This window comes from Alkalibacter mobilis, assembly GCF_015594845.1.
GTDB lineage: Bacteria > Bacillota > Clostridia > Eubacteriales > Alkalibacteraceae > Alkalibacter > Alkalibacter mobilis.
The window spans coordinates 32675-48250 of the sequence record NZ_JADNRK010000010.1 but is presented as its reverse complement, the minus strand read 5'-3'; the positions used below and the strand labels follow the sequence as shown (position 1 = coordinate 48250).

The following is a 15576-nucleotide window of genomic DNA, read 5'->3' as shown; positions in this document are numbered from 1 at the left end:
CTTTAAAAAAACGGCGGGTTTATTTACCGCCGTTTTTCTTGTTCAACAAATTATTCAATGCAGTTCGAGCTTCGCCGATCATATACAAAGACCCTACGAACAAGAATACTTCATCCTTTTCACTTTGCAATGCGATTTCCGCACCGGTCTTGGTATCGGAAAGTGGAGTAGCATCCAGGTCAAATTTGTTTTTAATATATTCAGATAAGACGCTGGCTTCAAGTGCTCTCGGACTGTCGGGTGTAACAGTGTAGAATTTCTTAACATAAGGAACCAGAATACTCAACATGCTGTCGTAATCTTTGTCACCAAGAATACCGATAACTACGTTAATTTTTCCATTTATATATCTGTCGAGAGTTTTGACAAGTGCTTCAAAGCCATTTAGATTGTGTGCTCCGTCTATAAAAATCAGAGGTGACTCTGAAATTTTTTCAAATCTACCTGTGAATTTTAGATTCTGCATCCCTCTTTTGATAGATTCAGGCGTTATCTTATATCCACGTTTGGCAAGTATTTCAATAGCCGTCAAAGCAACCGCGCTATTTGAAATCTGGTGATCTCCCAATAGACTTAGATTAAACTCAAGAGGACTTATGTCGCTTTTATCGTTTGTATATAATAATCTTTGGCCGCTCAAGTCAGAATCGACCAACTGTATGTGGTCAAAATTCGGTATAACATAAGGGGCGTTTTTAATGGTACATTCTCCGATTAAAACATCTAATACGCTTTGAGCCTGAGGATAAATTACTACAGGACAGTTTTCTTTGATTATACCTGCCTTTTCGTAAGCAATTTTCTCGAGGGTATTTCCCAGATATTCCACATGATCTGTACCTATTGTTGTGATAATGGAAACCTCGGGTTTTTTAATGATATTTGTTGCATCCAATCGTCCACCCATGCCAACTTCCAAAATTACAATATCTACATTTTCTTCATAAAAATATTGTAAACCAATTGCTGTTACAACTTCAAATTCAGAAGGCGAGGGATGACCTTCCCTCATCATATCTGCCACGGCGTTTTTTATGGTTTCTGTAACTTTGCCCAACCTGTTTTTTTCGATTTTCTGACCATTAATTTGTATTCTTTCAGTAAATTCTTCTAAAAATGGGGAAATAAAGAGACCGACCTTGTATCCGCTTTCTTTCAAGGTGTAATGGATCATGTGTGAAGTGGATCCCTTCCCGTTTGTCCCGGCGACATGGACATATTTTAATTTGTCTTGAGGGTTATTCAACTTATTCAGCAGTATACCGATATTTTCAAGACCAAGTTTAATACCAAACATATACGTGCCCGAAATATATTCCAAGGCTTCTTCGTAATTCATTTTGTTCTCCTCCCAATAATTGATTTAGTCTAGCATTTGACTAAGGATATTACCCTTAATAAAACTCCATTTTGTTTCTGCAGTAATCACAGCGCCAAAGATTATAACGCATCCAATTATCATCTTTGATGTAAACGCATCGCCCAACACCAATATAGACATGATACTGCCAAAGAAGGACTCCAGTGACAAAAGTACTGCAGCATGTGTTGACGTAGTATATTTTTGAGCAGAATTTTGCAAAATGAAGGCTAAGAAAGTGCTGAAAACCCCCAAAAAAACAACATCACCCCAAAAAGCAGTAGGTATTTTAAAAGCAGGTTCATCTGTGAATATTCTCCACACGCCTGAAAGAAGGAATGTAGTTGTAAATTGTATGAAAGTAAGTTTGACGGGATCGAATTTGGATGCAAAAAAACCAATGGACAAAATATGACATGCAAAAAATATAGCGCAGATCAGAGTAAGAACGTCACCTTTGTTCAGATACATGGAATTTTCAAAATCCAGTGTTAAAAAAGCTATACCGGCAAACATCATCAATGCTGCAGCTATATTGTAACTATCAGGTTTATCCCGTTTGACAAGCCAATAAAGATATGGAACCATAATTACATTAGTGCCTGTCAGAAAAGCTTGTTTTCCTGCAAGCGTGTACTGAAGACCAGCAGTTTGAAATGCAAAACCCAGAAATAAAAAAATTCCTATTATTGCTCCGGCCTTAATATCAGCAACGTTCAAGGGGAAAATACGTTTTCTGAAAATCAATACGGTTATTAGTGCGGCAATCCCAAATCTTATGATCAAGATATCCGTGGGAGAATAATTGTCCAGGGCATTTTTGGTTGCCACAAATCCACTGCCCCATACAAATGCCGTTACAAGGAGAGCAGCATCAGCTAAAATCGTCTTTTTATTTTTCATAATTCAACTCCTGTTTTACGTCAAAGGATATTATATCAGAAAAAAACTTTTTATAATAGATAAATTCAGTTAGATGAAAAGATCGAGTCTAAAATATGTTGTGCATTTATTTATTATCGTGATAAAATATTTCTCGAGAGGTAAAAATATGAAAAAATTAACTCAGGAAGAAATATCCGAAATACTGGAGCTTCTAAGTAAAAAATACGAAAATCCAAAACCAATGCTTGATTTTACGACTTCTTTCGAATTGTTGGTGGCCACAGTCTTATCGGCACAATGCACGGATGTCAGAGTCAATAAGGTAACAAGCCATCTTTATAAACTGGCTAATACTCCCAAAGACATTATAAATTTGGGTCAAAAGGAATTGGAGTCCATAATAAAAAGCTGTGGGTTGAGCAAGACAAAAAGTACAAATATCGTTTCATTGAGTCAAATGTTGATCGATCATTATGATTCTCAGGTACCGGCCTCCATAGAAGAACTTGTGAAACTTCCCGGAGTAGGTAGAAAGACAGCCAATGTAGTTGTAAGCAATGCGTTCGGAATACCGGCAATAGCTGTAGATACCCATGTTTTTAGAGTGGCGAATCGGATAGGATTGGCTAAATCTAAAAATGTTGACGGGACTGAAAAAGATTTAAGAAAAAATATACCCGAGAATTTATGGACAGATGCCCATCATTGGTTGATCTATCATGGAAGGCAAGTGTGCAATGCAAGAAATCCCAAATGTGGGGAATGCATGTTGAAAAATCTATGTCTATACCATCGAAAGGGGTTAAATAATGTCGGTTAAAAAGCCATATTATTTGATATTTTTAATTGCAGTCTCTTTGATTTCTTTCTGGATTTACCTTCCTGTGTTTAGCGACCCGACAGTTCTAAAGACTTTCAAGTTGATGTTGTTTTTTGGAAATTTCATTCTTATTTGTTTGTTCTGCAGAGCGTGGATGAACAGTATGAATAAAAGCGACAAAATGTAAACGTTTGTACTTGTAAGTCGTGATTTTAAATCGATTGATAATCTTTGATCTTTATGATATCATGAATTCAGTTGAAAATTTTGATAAGGTGTAAATTACTTAATAGGGAAAATGGTGAAAATCCATTACAGCCCCCGCTACTGTAAGTGTGGACAAAGTTCTGAAACCACTGTCTTAGGATGGGAAGGAGAACGGAGAATGAAACACGAGTCAGGAGACCTGCCTTGATCACGCATCACCTACGGAGGGGAGGAATCAAATTATGTTTTATACATGAAATCCTTCTCAGTCACAAGACTGGGATTTTTTATTTTTAAAGCTTCAAATTTAAATCATAATCAAAGTGCAAAACGAAAGGGAAAAGGTGAATAAGTATGAAGAACAAATATGTTAAAAGAGGTATTTTTACGGGGATCCTTGTTTTGATGATGATCCTGGCTGGATGCAGTACAAGTGATGACGGCAATAGTGGCAATGAAAACGGATCGGGGGATGAAAGCGGATTCCCCATGACTATAACCGACACTATGGGCAATGAAGTAACTTTGGATGAAGCGCCACAAAAGATCGTATCGGTTTCTCCAACGTTGACGGAAACACTATTTGCCATTGGAGCGGGAGACAAGATGATTGGTAGAACCGAGTATTGCAACTACCCGGAAGAAGTTAAAGATTTGCCTGTGATCGGAGGTTTTTCTGATCCTAATACTGAATTGATAATTGACTTGGAACCGGATTTGGTTTTTTCCAGCGGCATGGTGCCAGAGGAAGCAATGGCGTTGCTTGATTCTTCAGGAATCAAGGTATTGGTTATTGACGGAAAAACCGTGGATCAAATCGAGGAAAACATTACCCTGCTGGGAAAAGTATTGGACGTAGAAGATAAGGCAGCAGAGGTTATACAAGATATCGAAGCAACCCGTACAGAAGTAAAGGAAGCACTGGGTGATGCAGAGCCCAAAAAAGTTTTTGTTGATTTGGGATACTATTACTCTGCCGGATCAGGATCTTTCATTCATTCGATCATTGTGGATGAGTTGGGTGCCATTAATATTGCAGCAGATGGTGAAGGAGAATGGCCGCAAATTAGTGAAGAGCTGATTGTAGAAAAGGATCCTGAAGTGTTTATCCGAAACGTCAACATGGGCGGTGGAAGCGAAGACGAACAAATATCTGATAGCTTGAAAAACATTACCGCCGTTGTGGAAGGAAACGTGGTAGAGATAGAGCGAGGAACTGTGAACAATGATATAATGACTCGTGCTGGAGCAAGAGTGGGAGAAACCATCCGATTATTTGCCGAGGCTATTTATCCGGAAATATTTAATTAAAGCTATAAATATAGTTAGGGGATTTGCCATGGAGCGCTTTACAGAAAAACATTTATGGAAAATCGCCGCTCTACTGGTGGTGGTTGTCGTTGTAACGGCAACCACCATCGGCGTTGCGGAGATTTCATTTTTTGACACAATAAAAATATTGTTGGATCATATACCTTCATTTGATCCTGATTTGGAAGGTATTCGAGCTTCTTCAAGAACTATAGTCTGGTCGATCAGATTGCCTAGAGTCCTTTTGGCGCTTCTTGTTGGAGGAGGTCTGGCTGTTTGTGGTGCTTCTTATCAAGGCATTTTTAAAAATCCTATGGCAGATCCATTTATTTTGGGGGTATCCTCAGGTGCGGCGCTTGGTGCTACAATCGGTATAGTATTCCACTTTTCTTTTGGATTTTTGGGATTGGACAGCGTATCGATCATGGCATTTATTGGAGCCATTGCAGCTCTTTTTCTTGTATACAATATTTCAAGGGTGGGAAACAAGGTGCCAGTCAATACTTTGTTGCTCAGTGGGATCGCCATCGGCCAGTTTTTATCTGCTTTGGTTTCTTTATTGATGATTTTTTCGGACCAACTCAACAGGGTGTTGTTTTGGACCATGGGAAGCTTCAATGCCAAAAGTTGGACTCAGCTGCTTGTTGTATTGCCTTACGTTGGATTTGGAGCAGTTTTCATTTATCTACAGCACAGAGAGCTGGACATTATGCTTCTGGGTGAAGATACTGCGGCTCAATTGGGTGTGGATACTGAAAAACTTAAGAGGCACATGTTGGTGGTAACGGCTGTAGTAACTGCGGCTGCGGTTAGCGTCACTGGCATTATCGGTTTTGTAGGTTTAATAATCCCACATATAGTTAGAATTGTTACAGGTCCCAAACATAGACGATTGATCCCGTACAGTTTCATAGGTGGGGGGATTTTCATGATATTTTGCGACACTTTGGCAAGAACTCTTGCAAGTCAGGAGATCCCGGTGGGAATAATCACCTCCCTCTTTGGAGGACCGTTTTTTATCTACCTGCTCAAACAAAAGAAGGGGAGGGCGATATAAGTGCTGTCTCAATTAAGTTTAAAAAATATTACTGTTGCTTACGGAGATAAAATAATACTTGAAAATTTGAATGTTGAAATCAACAAAGGTGAGTTCGTATCCATTATTGGACCTAATGGAACAGGAAAATCTACTCTGATCAAAGCCATAACGGATTTGATCGATGTCAAAAACGGAGTTATTTGTATCGATGGTAGGAAAAACAGCAATATAAGCAGGAAAGAACGGGCAAAACTGATTGCCGTGGTACCTCAGGAATTCAACATTGACTTTGATTTTAATGCATTTGATATAGTGATGATGGGCAGAAATCCTCATCAATACGGTAAAGACAAGGATCCTGTCAAGGATTATGAAGTTGTAAATGAAGCGATGCTGATGACTAACACGTGGCAACTTAAAGATCGATACTTCAATGAATTAAGCGGAGGTGAGAGGCAAAGGATAATAATAGCCAGGGCTATAGCGCAGCAGTCTGACATAATTCTCCTTGATGAGCCCACATCTCATTTGGATGTTCATCATCAGTTGGAAGTACTTGAACTGGTAAGAATGTTGAACAAAAACAAAAAAATAACTGTTCTGGCGGTTCTACATGATATAAATATGGCCGCACGTTTTAGCGATCGACTCATTCTGCTCAATGAAAAAAAGGTATTGGCGGATGGACCACCTGATTACGTAGTGGATGAAAAAATTTTGGGCAAGGTTTACGCCATGGAAATGCTTGTAAGAAATAACAATCTCTTATCTTCAAAAGAAGTGATACCCATAAGAGTAATAAAAGAAAAGAAATCCATGGAAGGAGTCAAGGTCCACGTAATAGGGGGCGGTGGAAGTGGAGAACAGATCCTTGAGAGACTCAATTCGCTTGGGGTCGATTTAAGCTCGGGTGTTGTAAATCAGGGTGATAGCGATTGGGAGATTTGCAAGATGCTTAAAATTACAACGGTAGAAGGAAAACCCTTTTCTGAAATCGATGATAAGACTCACAAAGAAAATATTGAGCTGATTAAAGAGGCCGACTTTATTCTTGTCACCGATGTGCCTTTTGGCAGTGGAAATTTAAAAAATCTACAAGCATTGACTCACGCTGATTGCCCGATATTTATGATAAAAAGGGATGGACCTTTTGATTATACAGAGGGAAAGGCTGAGAAAATCCTTGAAAGTTTGAAAAACACAAAGCAATTTGAATATTTGGAAAGTTACGATGAATTTGTTGAATTAATATGTAAAGGAGAGCGGAAATGAAGAAACCCAACGTCATGCTGCAAGGAACTGGATCATCAGTAGGTAAGAGCATTCTAACTGCAGGAATATGCAGGATATTAAATAACAGAGGATTAAACGTGGCACCGTTCAAGTCTCAAAATATGGCTTTAAATTCTTTTATAACCAAAGACGGCAAAGAAATGGGAAGAGCGCAGGTAGTTCAATCTGAGGCTGCTAGAACTGAACCACGAGTTGAAATGAATCCAATTTTGCTTAAACCTTCTTCAGATGTTGGCTCCCAGGTGATTCTTTTGGGAGAGGTTCACAAAAACATGGATGCTAGAGAATATCATGAATTCAAACCTGAACTGGCCGACAAAGTATTAAAAACGTACAGAACACTTGAAAAAGATTTTGACTGTATTGTTTTGGAAGGCGCTGGAAGTCCAGCAGAAATAAATCTTAGAGAAAATGACATAGTTAATATGGGGATGGCGGAATTGTGTGACAGTCCCGTTATAATAATCGGAGACATAGACAGAGGTGGAGTCTTTGCATCCATTTATGGGACTTACATGTTGCTCGAGGATGATGAAAAAGCTAGAGTCAAAGGTTTTATTATAAACAAATTCAGAGGGGACGTAAGTCTGTTGCAGTCGGGAATAGACATGCTTGAGAATAAAATCAATATTCCTTGCCTTGGAGTGATCCCTTATTTCAGGTTGCATATCGATGATGAAGACAGCGTTTCTCTGCGTTTTGCACATCAAGATACGAAGGCAATTACCATAGGCGTCGTCAGACTTCCGCACATTTCAAATTTTACGGATTTCACCCCTTTTGAAATGGAAGAAGATGTTAAGATCAAGTACTTGAAATCGATCTACGATTTCGAAGACATTGATCTTTTGATTGTACCAGGAAGCAAGAATACTATAGAAGACATGGTATTTTTAAAAGAATCCGGAATGCAGGAAAAGATTTTGCGTTTGCATGAAGAAAAAGTTCCCATATTTGGAATATGCGGGGGATATCAGATACTTGGCAGCCTTATAACTGATGATGAATCCCACGAGTCTTCAATTGATAAAATTGAAGGATTGGGTCTGATAGAGGCAGTCACCCATATATCGCACAAGAAGAGGACCGTGCAGGTAACCGGTGAGCTCAACGGTACATTTATGGGTGAAAAGCTTGAGGGATCCGTTACAGGATATGAGATTCACATGGGTGTCACTGATTATAAAGAAAAAAGAGAACACTTTGTACACTTGGAAACCGGTGAAATAGATGGCATAGTGAAAGATGACGGGATGGTGATCGGAACCTATCTTCATGGTATATTTGACAATGACAATCTACGAGACACTATTTTAAATTTCATAAGAAAAAGCAAAGGAATTGCAGGCAGTAAAAAAGCTGAATCATTCAATGAATTCAAGGATCGCCAATACGATGAATTGGCAAAATTGCTTGAGGATAATCTGAATGTTAATAAAATCATGAGCATTATGGGAATAGGAGAAGCTTAATATGGGAAAAATCATTATGGTGACCGGAGGGGCAAGAAGCGGAAAAAGCACCTTTGCGGAAAAAATCGCGCGACAATTTGAAAATGTGGCATATGTGGCCACCTCCATACCTTTTGATGACGGAATGGAACATAGAATTAAAAAACACAGGGAACAACGCCCGAGTTCATGGGAGACGATCGAACAATATAAAGATTTCGAGAATGTATTCAATATGGATTCTTATAAAAAAAGCGAATTGCTTTTAGTCGACTGTTTAACTGTGATGATCACAAATCTTATGTTTTATAGCGAAATGGATTTTGACGAGTGTACTCCCGAGGATGTTGATAAACTTGAAAAAGATATAAAAAAAGAGGTGGAGGATCTTCTTCGACTTTCAGATAATAAACAGATGATCATTGTAACTAATGAATTGGGCATGGGGCTGGTACCTGCTTACAAAATGGGCAATTATTTCAGGGATATAGCAGGAAGAATGAATCAATATGTTGCTTCGATGGCTGACGAAGTTTATTTAGTTGTCAGCGGTATCGAGATGAAACTCAAATAGGAGCCGTTATGAAAAAATTGTTGGTAGCAGTAAGTTTTTATACCAGAATTCCAATAAATATTAAAAGTGAAGTGTCTGAGGATGAATTTTATGATTCCATGAGATTGATTCCTATTGTGGGTTTGTTGATAGGAGCTGCTTTGTATCTTTTGAATCTATTGCTTAAAAATGTAGATGGAGACATAAGGGGTTTGACATTGACATTTGCATACATACTGATTTCCGGGGGTTTGCATATTGATGGATTTATGGACAGCATGGATGGACTCTTAAGCAATAGGGACAGGGAAAAGGTTTTTGAAATCATGAAAGACAGCAGAGTAGGTGCTTTTGGAGTACTTGGCATAATTGTATTATTTGCCCTGCTCACTACATTCTTAAAATATGCAGACCCTTTCATAATACTGATCATGCCGGTTGCCGGCAGAAGCGGTGCAATAATTTCTGCTTCCTTGACTTCCTATGCCAAGGAAAGACTGGATCTGGGTGGCCGTTTTGTGCAGGAAACCAAGCTGAAACACGCTTTTATTTCAATTTTATTTACAGTAGCATTAGCTCTTGTTTTTGGAATAAAGTACTTGATTCCAGTTGGTTTTTCAATAGTTTTTGCTTTCATTTCGACAAAATGGATCGAACGGAAAATAGGTGGTACTACCGGTGATACTATTGGAATGATAATCGAAACAACCCAAGCAGCTTTTATAATCAGTGCTTATTTTCTTATGTGATGCAAATTTAGCGAGGAGGTATTATATGAAATTTTATTTGGTCAGGCACGTGGAGACAACCGGGAATATCGAAAACAGATTCGCTGGAGTCACTGAAACTTCTTATACTGAAAAAGGAAAAAAACAATTTGAAATAATTACAAAAAAACTCTCGGAAGAAATTGAATTCGATAAAATTTACTCCAGCCCTATATCAAGGGCAAAGAAGATTGCATGCACAGTTGGAGAAAGAAAAAACATGAAAGTTGATTTTAGAAATGAATTATCTGAAATGAATTTTGGTATTTTTGAAAACCTTACATTTGAAACGATCTCCACTGACAAAAAGGAATATTGGGAAAAATGGAATGAAGATTATATAAATTATAAAATTCCAAACGGAGATAGTCTCACTGAATTTCACGGCAGAATTGCATCGTTCACTGATTCTATTAAAAATCAACCAGGCTCTTCGCTTGTAGTGTGTCACGGGGGAACAATACAAAGCATATTGACTCATTTGTTGGATTTGGATATCACTCACAGATGGCACTTTTTTATCCCACTGGCAGGTTTGGTGGAAATAAACTATGAAAATGGATTTGGCATCATCAATCGTTTGACAAGGATGGCCGAAATAGAATGAACGTAAAAAAGTTCAGGGATTTGACTAGAATGGAGATTTCAGAAGAATTAGAGCTGATTTTAGCATGCGATTCATTGGGAGGCATTGGTCCGAGAGAAATGGACATTGTAAAATGTTCTGCTGAGGTATCAGGGTATTTTACAGCAGTAGTTGTTTTAGCCGAAATCATGGCATATCGTGCCGAACCAATTATTTTGGTAAATAATCTGTGCTACGAAATGGAAAATTATGGCGAAGAAACGTTGGCGGGAATAGAAAGAGCTCTGAAAGAATCTGGTTTTGAAAAATGTCATATAACTGGCAGTACTGAAGAAAATATTCCGGTTTGTCAAACGGGCATAGGTATAACCGTTATAGGAAAGGCAAAAAAGAAAATCAGGGAGATCATGATCCTAAATTCCGGTGATGCTTGTTTTTTGATCGGAACTCCATACATGGGAGAAGAAGTTTTGAATAATCTTGATAACATAAAAACTCTGGAGTATTTGAAGATTCTGACCAAAGATACCAAGGTGAAGGACATATTGCCGGTTGGATCTAAAGGTATTGTTCATGAATTGCGTGAGATTCAAAAAACAAATGGTCTAAATTTGATTTTATCTAAAAATATCGTGGCCAATCTACAAATTTCTGCGGGCCCCGCAACATGTTTTCTCATTACTGGAAATTTACAATACCTTGGAGAGCTACTGTCAAAAAATCAAATTCAAAATGAATTGATTGGCGTTTTTGAGTAGAATTGTCGGACAAATCCCTTAGGGGGTTTGTTTTTTTATGGAACACTAATGAAAAATATTCTCTCAAATGATAATATGTAACAAAGGAAGTAAAAAAGGAGATGTATATGGATTCTTTAAGAATAACTAACATGATCAAAAGGTCACCAGTGGAAAAAGTATTTGGATTCGATGACATAAAAAAAATAGACTGGGTGTGGATCAATCGAGACGTTTTTAACGACATTATTCTTGCAGCAGATGAAGATGATGAATTGGATGATGAGGATTGTGACAATTTTTTAAGAATGATCAGTGATGCGGATTTTGTAGATATACTAAGAGAACGATTTGACGAAAAGGGCTTCGTAGGCATAGATGCTGACAGATTCTATAAGTTGGATCCTCAAAATAAGGAACTGGGTAAAGACACGACGATATTCATAAATCGCAAGTACTTGGTTAAGTTGTTGATAGGTTTTTATGACAGTCACGAATGGATGTTAAAGGCAATGGCCTTAGATTTAAAGGGATACCACGACAGGACTTTGAAAGAGTTGTACAAAGAATTTTTCGAGGATAATCCGAGGGTCATAGAAGAGATGGCAATTTCAGGGCAATACAAAGAAGGATCTTTGATTTGGAACTACGACATGGAAACAAATACTCTGGTTACAAGTTACGATGATAAAGTAATAACAAAATGGTCTGACAGGGAGGCAACAAATAGATTTGAATATTTGACCAAGGGGGTCTAGATATGAGGATTTACGATATAATAATCAAAAAAAGAGAGGGCGATGAACTGACAGATTCGGAAATCGAATATTTCGTTAATGGATTTACCAATGATCAAATCCCGGATTATCAGATCTCAGCTTTGTTGATGTGTATATACTTCAACGGTCTCAACATGCGAGAAACTGTAAGTTTGACCAAGGCAATGATGAACTCTGGAGAAATTATGGATTTGTCAGCTATTAAAGGAATTATTACAGATAAACACTCTACAGGTGGTGTTGGGGATACCACAACAATAATATTAGCCCCTCTCCTGGCATCTTGCGGTGTACCTGTGGCTAAAATGTCAGGAAGAGGGTTGGGACATACAGGTGGAACTATAGACAAGATGGAATCTATTGAAGGATTTAAAACCAATCTTTCTAAAGACGAATTTGTCGAAAACGTTAACAAATACAAGATCGCCTTAGCAGGACAAACTGGAAAGATTGCTCCCGCAGATAAGAAAATATATGCACTTAGGGATGTCACGGCTACTGTTGATCAGGTTTCATTGATTGCATCCAGTATAATGAGTAAAAAATTGGCTGCAGGGTCTGATGCAATTTTACTTGATGTAAAATTTGGATCTGGAGCCTTTATGAAAACTCAGGAAGAGGCCTTCGAATTGGCAAAGATCATGGTGGATATCGGCAATGACATGGGTCGACATACAAAGGCACTAATTACCAATATGGATGAGCCGTTGGGAAGCTCAGTAGGTAATGCTTTGGAAGTAAGAGAGGCTATAAGAGTGCTAAGAGGCGAAAGTGGAGGAGCGTTGTTAAGCTTGTCGATTCATTTGGCGGCCGAAATGATGATTATGGCAAAAGAAGCTGAAGATACTAAGAGTGCAATGAAGCGTTTAACGGAAAGTATTGATACCAGAAAGGCTTATGACAAGTTTGTTGAATTTGTTTTTGCTCAAGGTGGGAACACAGACATGATAAAAAACCCCGAATTATTGCCTGTTGGCAAATATAAATATGAAGTACGAAGTTCTATTGAAGGTCATGTAAATAAAATCGATGCCTCAATGATTGGGCAGGCTGCTTTGATTGTAGGTGCAGGAAGAGAAAATAAAGAAAGTAAGATCGATCCGGGAGTTGGTCTTATATTACACAAAAGAGTAGGGGATCATGTTGACAAGGATGAAATATTGGCAGAAATATACTTTAATGATAAATCAAGACTGGACGATGCTGTTAAGAAAGTATTCGATGCCATTAAAATATCAAATGCTAAAATCTCTGCAGGAAAATTGATTTTGGGACAAGTATCAAAAGATGGGATCGAAAGGTTTTGATCATGAAAATAGCAGATATCAAACCTTTAAAAAACGGAAAAACATTTATCTTGGTGATAGATGATTATGGCGAGTTTGAAATCGACTATGAAACCCTAGTTTCAAGTGGATTAAAAAAAGGACAAGACATTGAAAAAACGCTTTTAGAAAAGATTCTCGTATCCAGCAGTAACAAAAAAGCCTATATTCAGGCTCTAAATTATTTATCATATAAAAATAGAACACAAAAGGAAATAGAAACATATCTTGAGAAAAAAGAGTTCCCTGGATTTGCAATAGAAAACGCCATTTCCAAGTTGAAAGAATACAAGCTTGTAAATGACGACGAATACGCAAGACAATATATTCTGGATAAGAATGAATTTACAGAAAATCCGATAAAAAAAATCGCTGCGGATCTTATTAAAAGAGGAATCGACGAAGAAGTTTGTAAAAAGCACATTGAAAAAATTTGTTCGGAAGATAGAGAAATAGAGAAAGCATTAAAAATCACCTTGAAACTGAACAAGAAATATTCAAAAGATCCCTATAAGCTTAAATTGGACAAAATATCCAAACGATTAATAGAAAAGGGCTTTAGATATGACATTCTCAAAAGTGTATTTTCAGCGGTTGAAAAATCAGACGAAAATTCAACAGAATTTGAAAACAGATTGAATAAGACGATACTGCAATTGCTTTCAAAGTATCAAAAAAAAGGCCTGGAAGGCTATGCTCTGAGAGCAAGATTGATCCAGGCACTTCTTGGAAAAGGTTACGATTTCGATAATATAAAAAAGCATATTGATGAACTGGATGATCAAATCTAGTTTTTGAAGCTGTGGACCGGAGCAGGAATTTTACCTCCGCGGTTTATGAATGCTTCAGAAGAAAAATCATTCAACTTCATAATGGGCGCATAGCCCAACAGACCACCAAAGTGAGCCATATCGCCTACTGTTTTACCGTGTACGGGAATGATTCTTACAGCAGTGGTTTTGTTGTTTATAACGCCTATTGCCGCTTCATCTGCAATAATTGCAGAGATAGTGGTTTCAGATGTATCGCCAGGAACTGCAATCATGTCCAAACCTACGGAACACACACTGGTCATAGCTTCAAGTTTGTCAAATGTTATAGAGCCATTTTTAACTGCATTGATCATGCCTTCGTCTTCACTAACGGGGATAAAAGCACCGCTTAATCCTCCTACTGAAGATGAAGCCATAATTCCGCCTTTTTTAACTGCATCGTTCAACATGGCTAATGCTGCAGTGGTACCATGAGTACCGCAACTTTCCAATCCGATCTCTTCAAGGATCCTCGCAACGCTATCCCCGATTTCAGGAGTGGGTGCCAATGACAGATCCAGGATCCCAAATGGAACATTAAGTCGCTTTGCAGCCTCTTTACCCACAAGTTCGCCGGCGCGTGTAATTTTGAAAGCGGTTTTCTTGATGTTTTCAGCAACTATGTCCAACGGCTCCCCTTTGACTTTTTCTAAAGCACTTTTTACAACACCAGGACCGCTGACGCCTACATGAAGTACAGCTTCACCTTGTCCAATTCCGTGAAAAGCGCCTGCCATGAAAGGATTATCATCGACCGCATTAGCAAAGACTACAAGTTTGGCACATCCTATGGAGTCATTGTCCCGGGTCAGATAAGCAGCGTCTTTTATCACTTTTCCCATAATTTTTACTGCTTCCATGTTTATTCCGGTTTTGGTGCTGCCTACGTTTACTGACGAGCAGACCCTTTCAGTGACACTCAGGGCTTCAGCAATGGAATTGATGAAATCTCTGTCGCTGTTGGTGAAATCTTTTTGAACAAGTGCAGAGTATCCGCCTATGAAGTTCACACCGACTTCTTTTGCAGCATCGTCTAAAATTTGTGCAAATTTAATATAGTTCTTATCATCACTTGCTGCTGCAATGATGGATATTGGAGTGATTGAAATTCTTTTGTTAATAATTGGGATCCCAAATTCTTCTTCTATCTGATTACCGGTCTTTACAAGATTTTCAGCAAGCGTGGTGATCTTGTCGTAGATTTTGCGTCTTGATCTTTCACCGGAAGAATCAATCGTATCGAGAAGCGAAATGCCCATTGTGATAGTTCGAATATCAAGGTTTTCCTTTTCGGTCATTCTTACGGTTTCGAAAATATTACTATTGTATAGTGTCATTGAACTTCCTCCTAAATATTGTGCATGCTTTCAAAAAATTCTTGTCTCTGAATCTTAATGGAAACGCCGATATCTTCTCCGGCTTTTTCGAGCAAAGACTTAACTGAATTAAAATCTGAACTGGCATTGGACATGTCTGCCAACATCATCATCGTAAAATAGTCCTGCATGATTGTTTGGCTGATATCTTCGATGTTTACAGAATTTTCAAACAAGATTTTTGATACGTTGAAAATGATCCCTGGTTTGTCTTTTCCTATTACTGTTATTATTACTTTCATTTTTTACCTCCGATTGATTTTGCTAGTGTATTT

Annotated in this window: 16 protein-coding genes and 1 riboswitch; of the genes, 12 read left to right on the top strand and 4 right to left on the bottom strand. The window is 38.1% G+C overall.

Features of this window, described 5'->3' with window-relative positions; all coding sequences use genetic code 11:
* Positions 1–19: 19 nt before the first annotated feature.
* A complete protein-coding gene (locus tag IWB18_RS06965) occupies positions 20–1339 on the bottom strand; it encodes a bifunctional folylpolyglutamate synthase/dihydrofolate synthase (protein WP_195682899.1) in 1320 nt (439 codons plus the stop codon).
* Between the two features lie 24 nt (positions 1340–1363).
* Positions 1364–2263 (bottom strand): DMT family transporter, encoded by a 900-nt coding sequence (locus IWB18_RS06960; protein ID WP_195682898.1) that lies wholly within the window; start codon positions 2261–2263, stop codon positions 1364–1366.
* 148 nt (positions 2264–2411) lie between these two features.
* Between IWB18_RS06960 and nth the strand changes: the two genes are divergently transcribed.
* The 12 genes from nth to IWB18_RS06900 all read left to right on the top strand — a co-directional run bounded on the left by nth (position 2412) and on the right by IWB18_RS06900 (position 13904).
* Complete coding sequence (gene nth, locus IWB18_RS06955) at positions 2412–3065, top strand: endonuclease III (RefSeq protein WP_195682897.1); 654 nt, start codon at positions 2412–2414, stop codon at positions 3063–3065.
* Positions 3066–3321: 256 nt separating this feature from the next.
* A riboswitch (cobalamin riboswitch) is annotated at positions 3322–3493 on the top strand.
* 133 nt (positions 3494–3626) lie between these two features.
* Positions 3627–4583 carry an ABC transporter substrate-binding protein gene (locus tag IWB18_RS06950; protein WP_195682896.1) on the top strand — a complete coding sequence of 319 codons (957 nt, stop codon included), beginning with the start codon at positions 3627–3629 and terminating at the stop codon, positions 4581–4583.
* A gap of 28 nt (positions 4584–4611) precedes the next feature.
* Positions 4612–5640 carry a FecCD family ABC transporter permease gene (locus IWB18_RS06945; RefSeq protein ID WP_195682895.1) on the top strand — a complete coding sequence of 343 codons (1029 nt, stop codon included), beginning with the start codon at positions 4612–4614 and terminating at the stop codon, positions 5638–5640.
* Positions 5641–6894: an ABC transporter ATP-binding protein gene (locus IWB18_RS06940; RefSeq protein ID WP_195682894.1), complete on the top strand. Its 1254-nt coding sequence runs from the start codon at positions 5641–5643 to the stop codon at positions 6892–6894.
* Positions 6891–8387 carry a cobyric acid synthase gene (locus IWB18_RS06935; protein ID WP_195682893.1) on the top strand — a complete coding sequence of 499 codons (1497 nt, stop codon included), beginning with the start codon at positions 6891–6893 and terminating at the stop codon, positions 8385–8387. The genes IWB18_RS06940 and IWB18_RS06935 overlap by 4 nt, the downstream gene beginning before the upstream one ends.
* A gap of 1 nt (position 8388) precedes the next feature.
* Positions 8389–8940: a bifunctional adenosylcobinamide kinase/adenosylcobinamide-phosphate guanylyltransferase gene (gene cobU, locus IWB18_RS06930; RefSeq protein ID WP_195682892.1), complete on the top strand. Its 552-nt coding sequence runs from the start codon at positions 8389–8391 to the stop codon at positions 8938–8940.
* Positions 8941–8948: 8 nt separating this feature from the next.
* Complete coding sequence (gene cobS, locus IWB18_RS06925) at positions 8949–9668, top strand: adenosylcobinamide-GDP ribazoletransferase (protein WP_195682891.1); 720 nt, start codon at positions 8949–8951, stop codon at positions 9666–9668.
* 25 nt (positions 9669–9693) lie between these two features.
* A complete protein-coding gene (locus IWB18_RS06920) occupies positions 9694–10293 on the top strand; it encodes a histidine phosphatase family protein (RefSeq protein ID WP_195682890.1) in 600 nt (199 codons plus the stop codon).
* On the top strand, positions 10290–11030 hold the full coding sequence (locus IWB18_RS06915; protein ID WP_195682889.1) for a selenophosphate synthase: 741 nt from the start codon (positions 10290–10292) through the stop codon (positions 11028–11030). Before IWB18_RS06920 ends, IWB18_RS06915 begins: the two co-directional genes overlap by 4 nt.
* Positions 11031–11137: 107 nt before the next feature.
* The gene (locus tag IWB18_RS06910) at positions 11138–11767 is read left to right on the top strand and encodes a hypothetical protein (RefSeq protein WP_195682888.1); all 630 of its coding nucleotides are present in this window, start codon (positions 11138–11140) and stop codon (positions 11765–11767) included.
* Between the two features lie 2 nt (positions 11768–11769).
* Positions 11770–13095 carry a thymidine phosphorylase gene (locus tag IWB18_RS06905; RefSeq protein WP_195682887.1) on the top strand — a complete coding sequence of 442 codons (1326 nt, stop codon included), beginning with the start codon at positions 11770–11772 and terminating at the stop codon, positions 13093–13095.
* 2 nt (positions 13096–13097) lie between these two features.
* Positions 13098–13904: a regulatory protein RecX gene (locus IWB18_RS06900; RefSeq protein ID WP_195682886.1), complete on the top strand. Its 807-nt coding sequence runs from the start codon at positions 13098–13100 to the stop codon at positions 13902–13904.
* On the opposite strand, the gene IWB18_RS06895 is transcribed toward IWB18_RS06900, so the two are convergent.
* Together IWB18_RS06895 and IWB18_RS06890 are read right to left on the bottom strand one after the other, a co-directional pair.
* Entirely contained in the window at positions 13901–15262 is a 1362-nt protein-coding gene (locus IWB18_RS06895) for a PFL family protein (protein ID WP_195682885.1), read from the bottom strand. The genes IWB18_RS06900 and IWB18_RS06895 overlap by 4 nt on opposite strands.
* An 11-nt stretch (positions 15263–15273) precedes the next feature.
* Entirely contained in the window at positions 15274–15543 is a 270-nt protein-coding gene (locus IWB18_RS06890; protein ID WP_195682884.1) for an ACT domain-containing protein, read from the bottom strand.
* Positions 15544–15576: the final 33 nt, after the last annotated feature.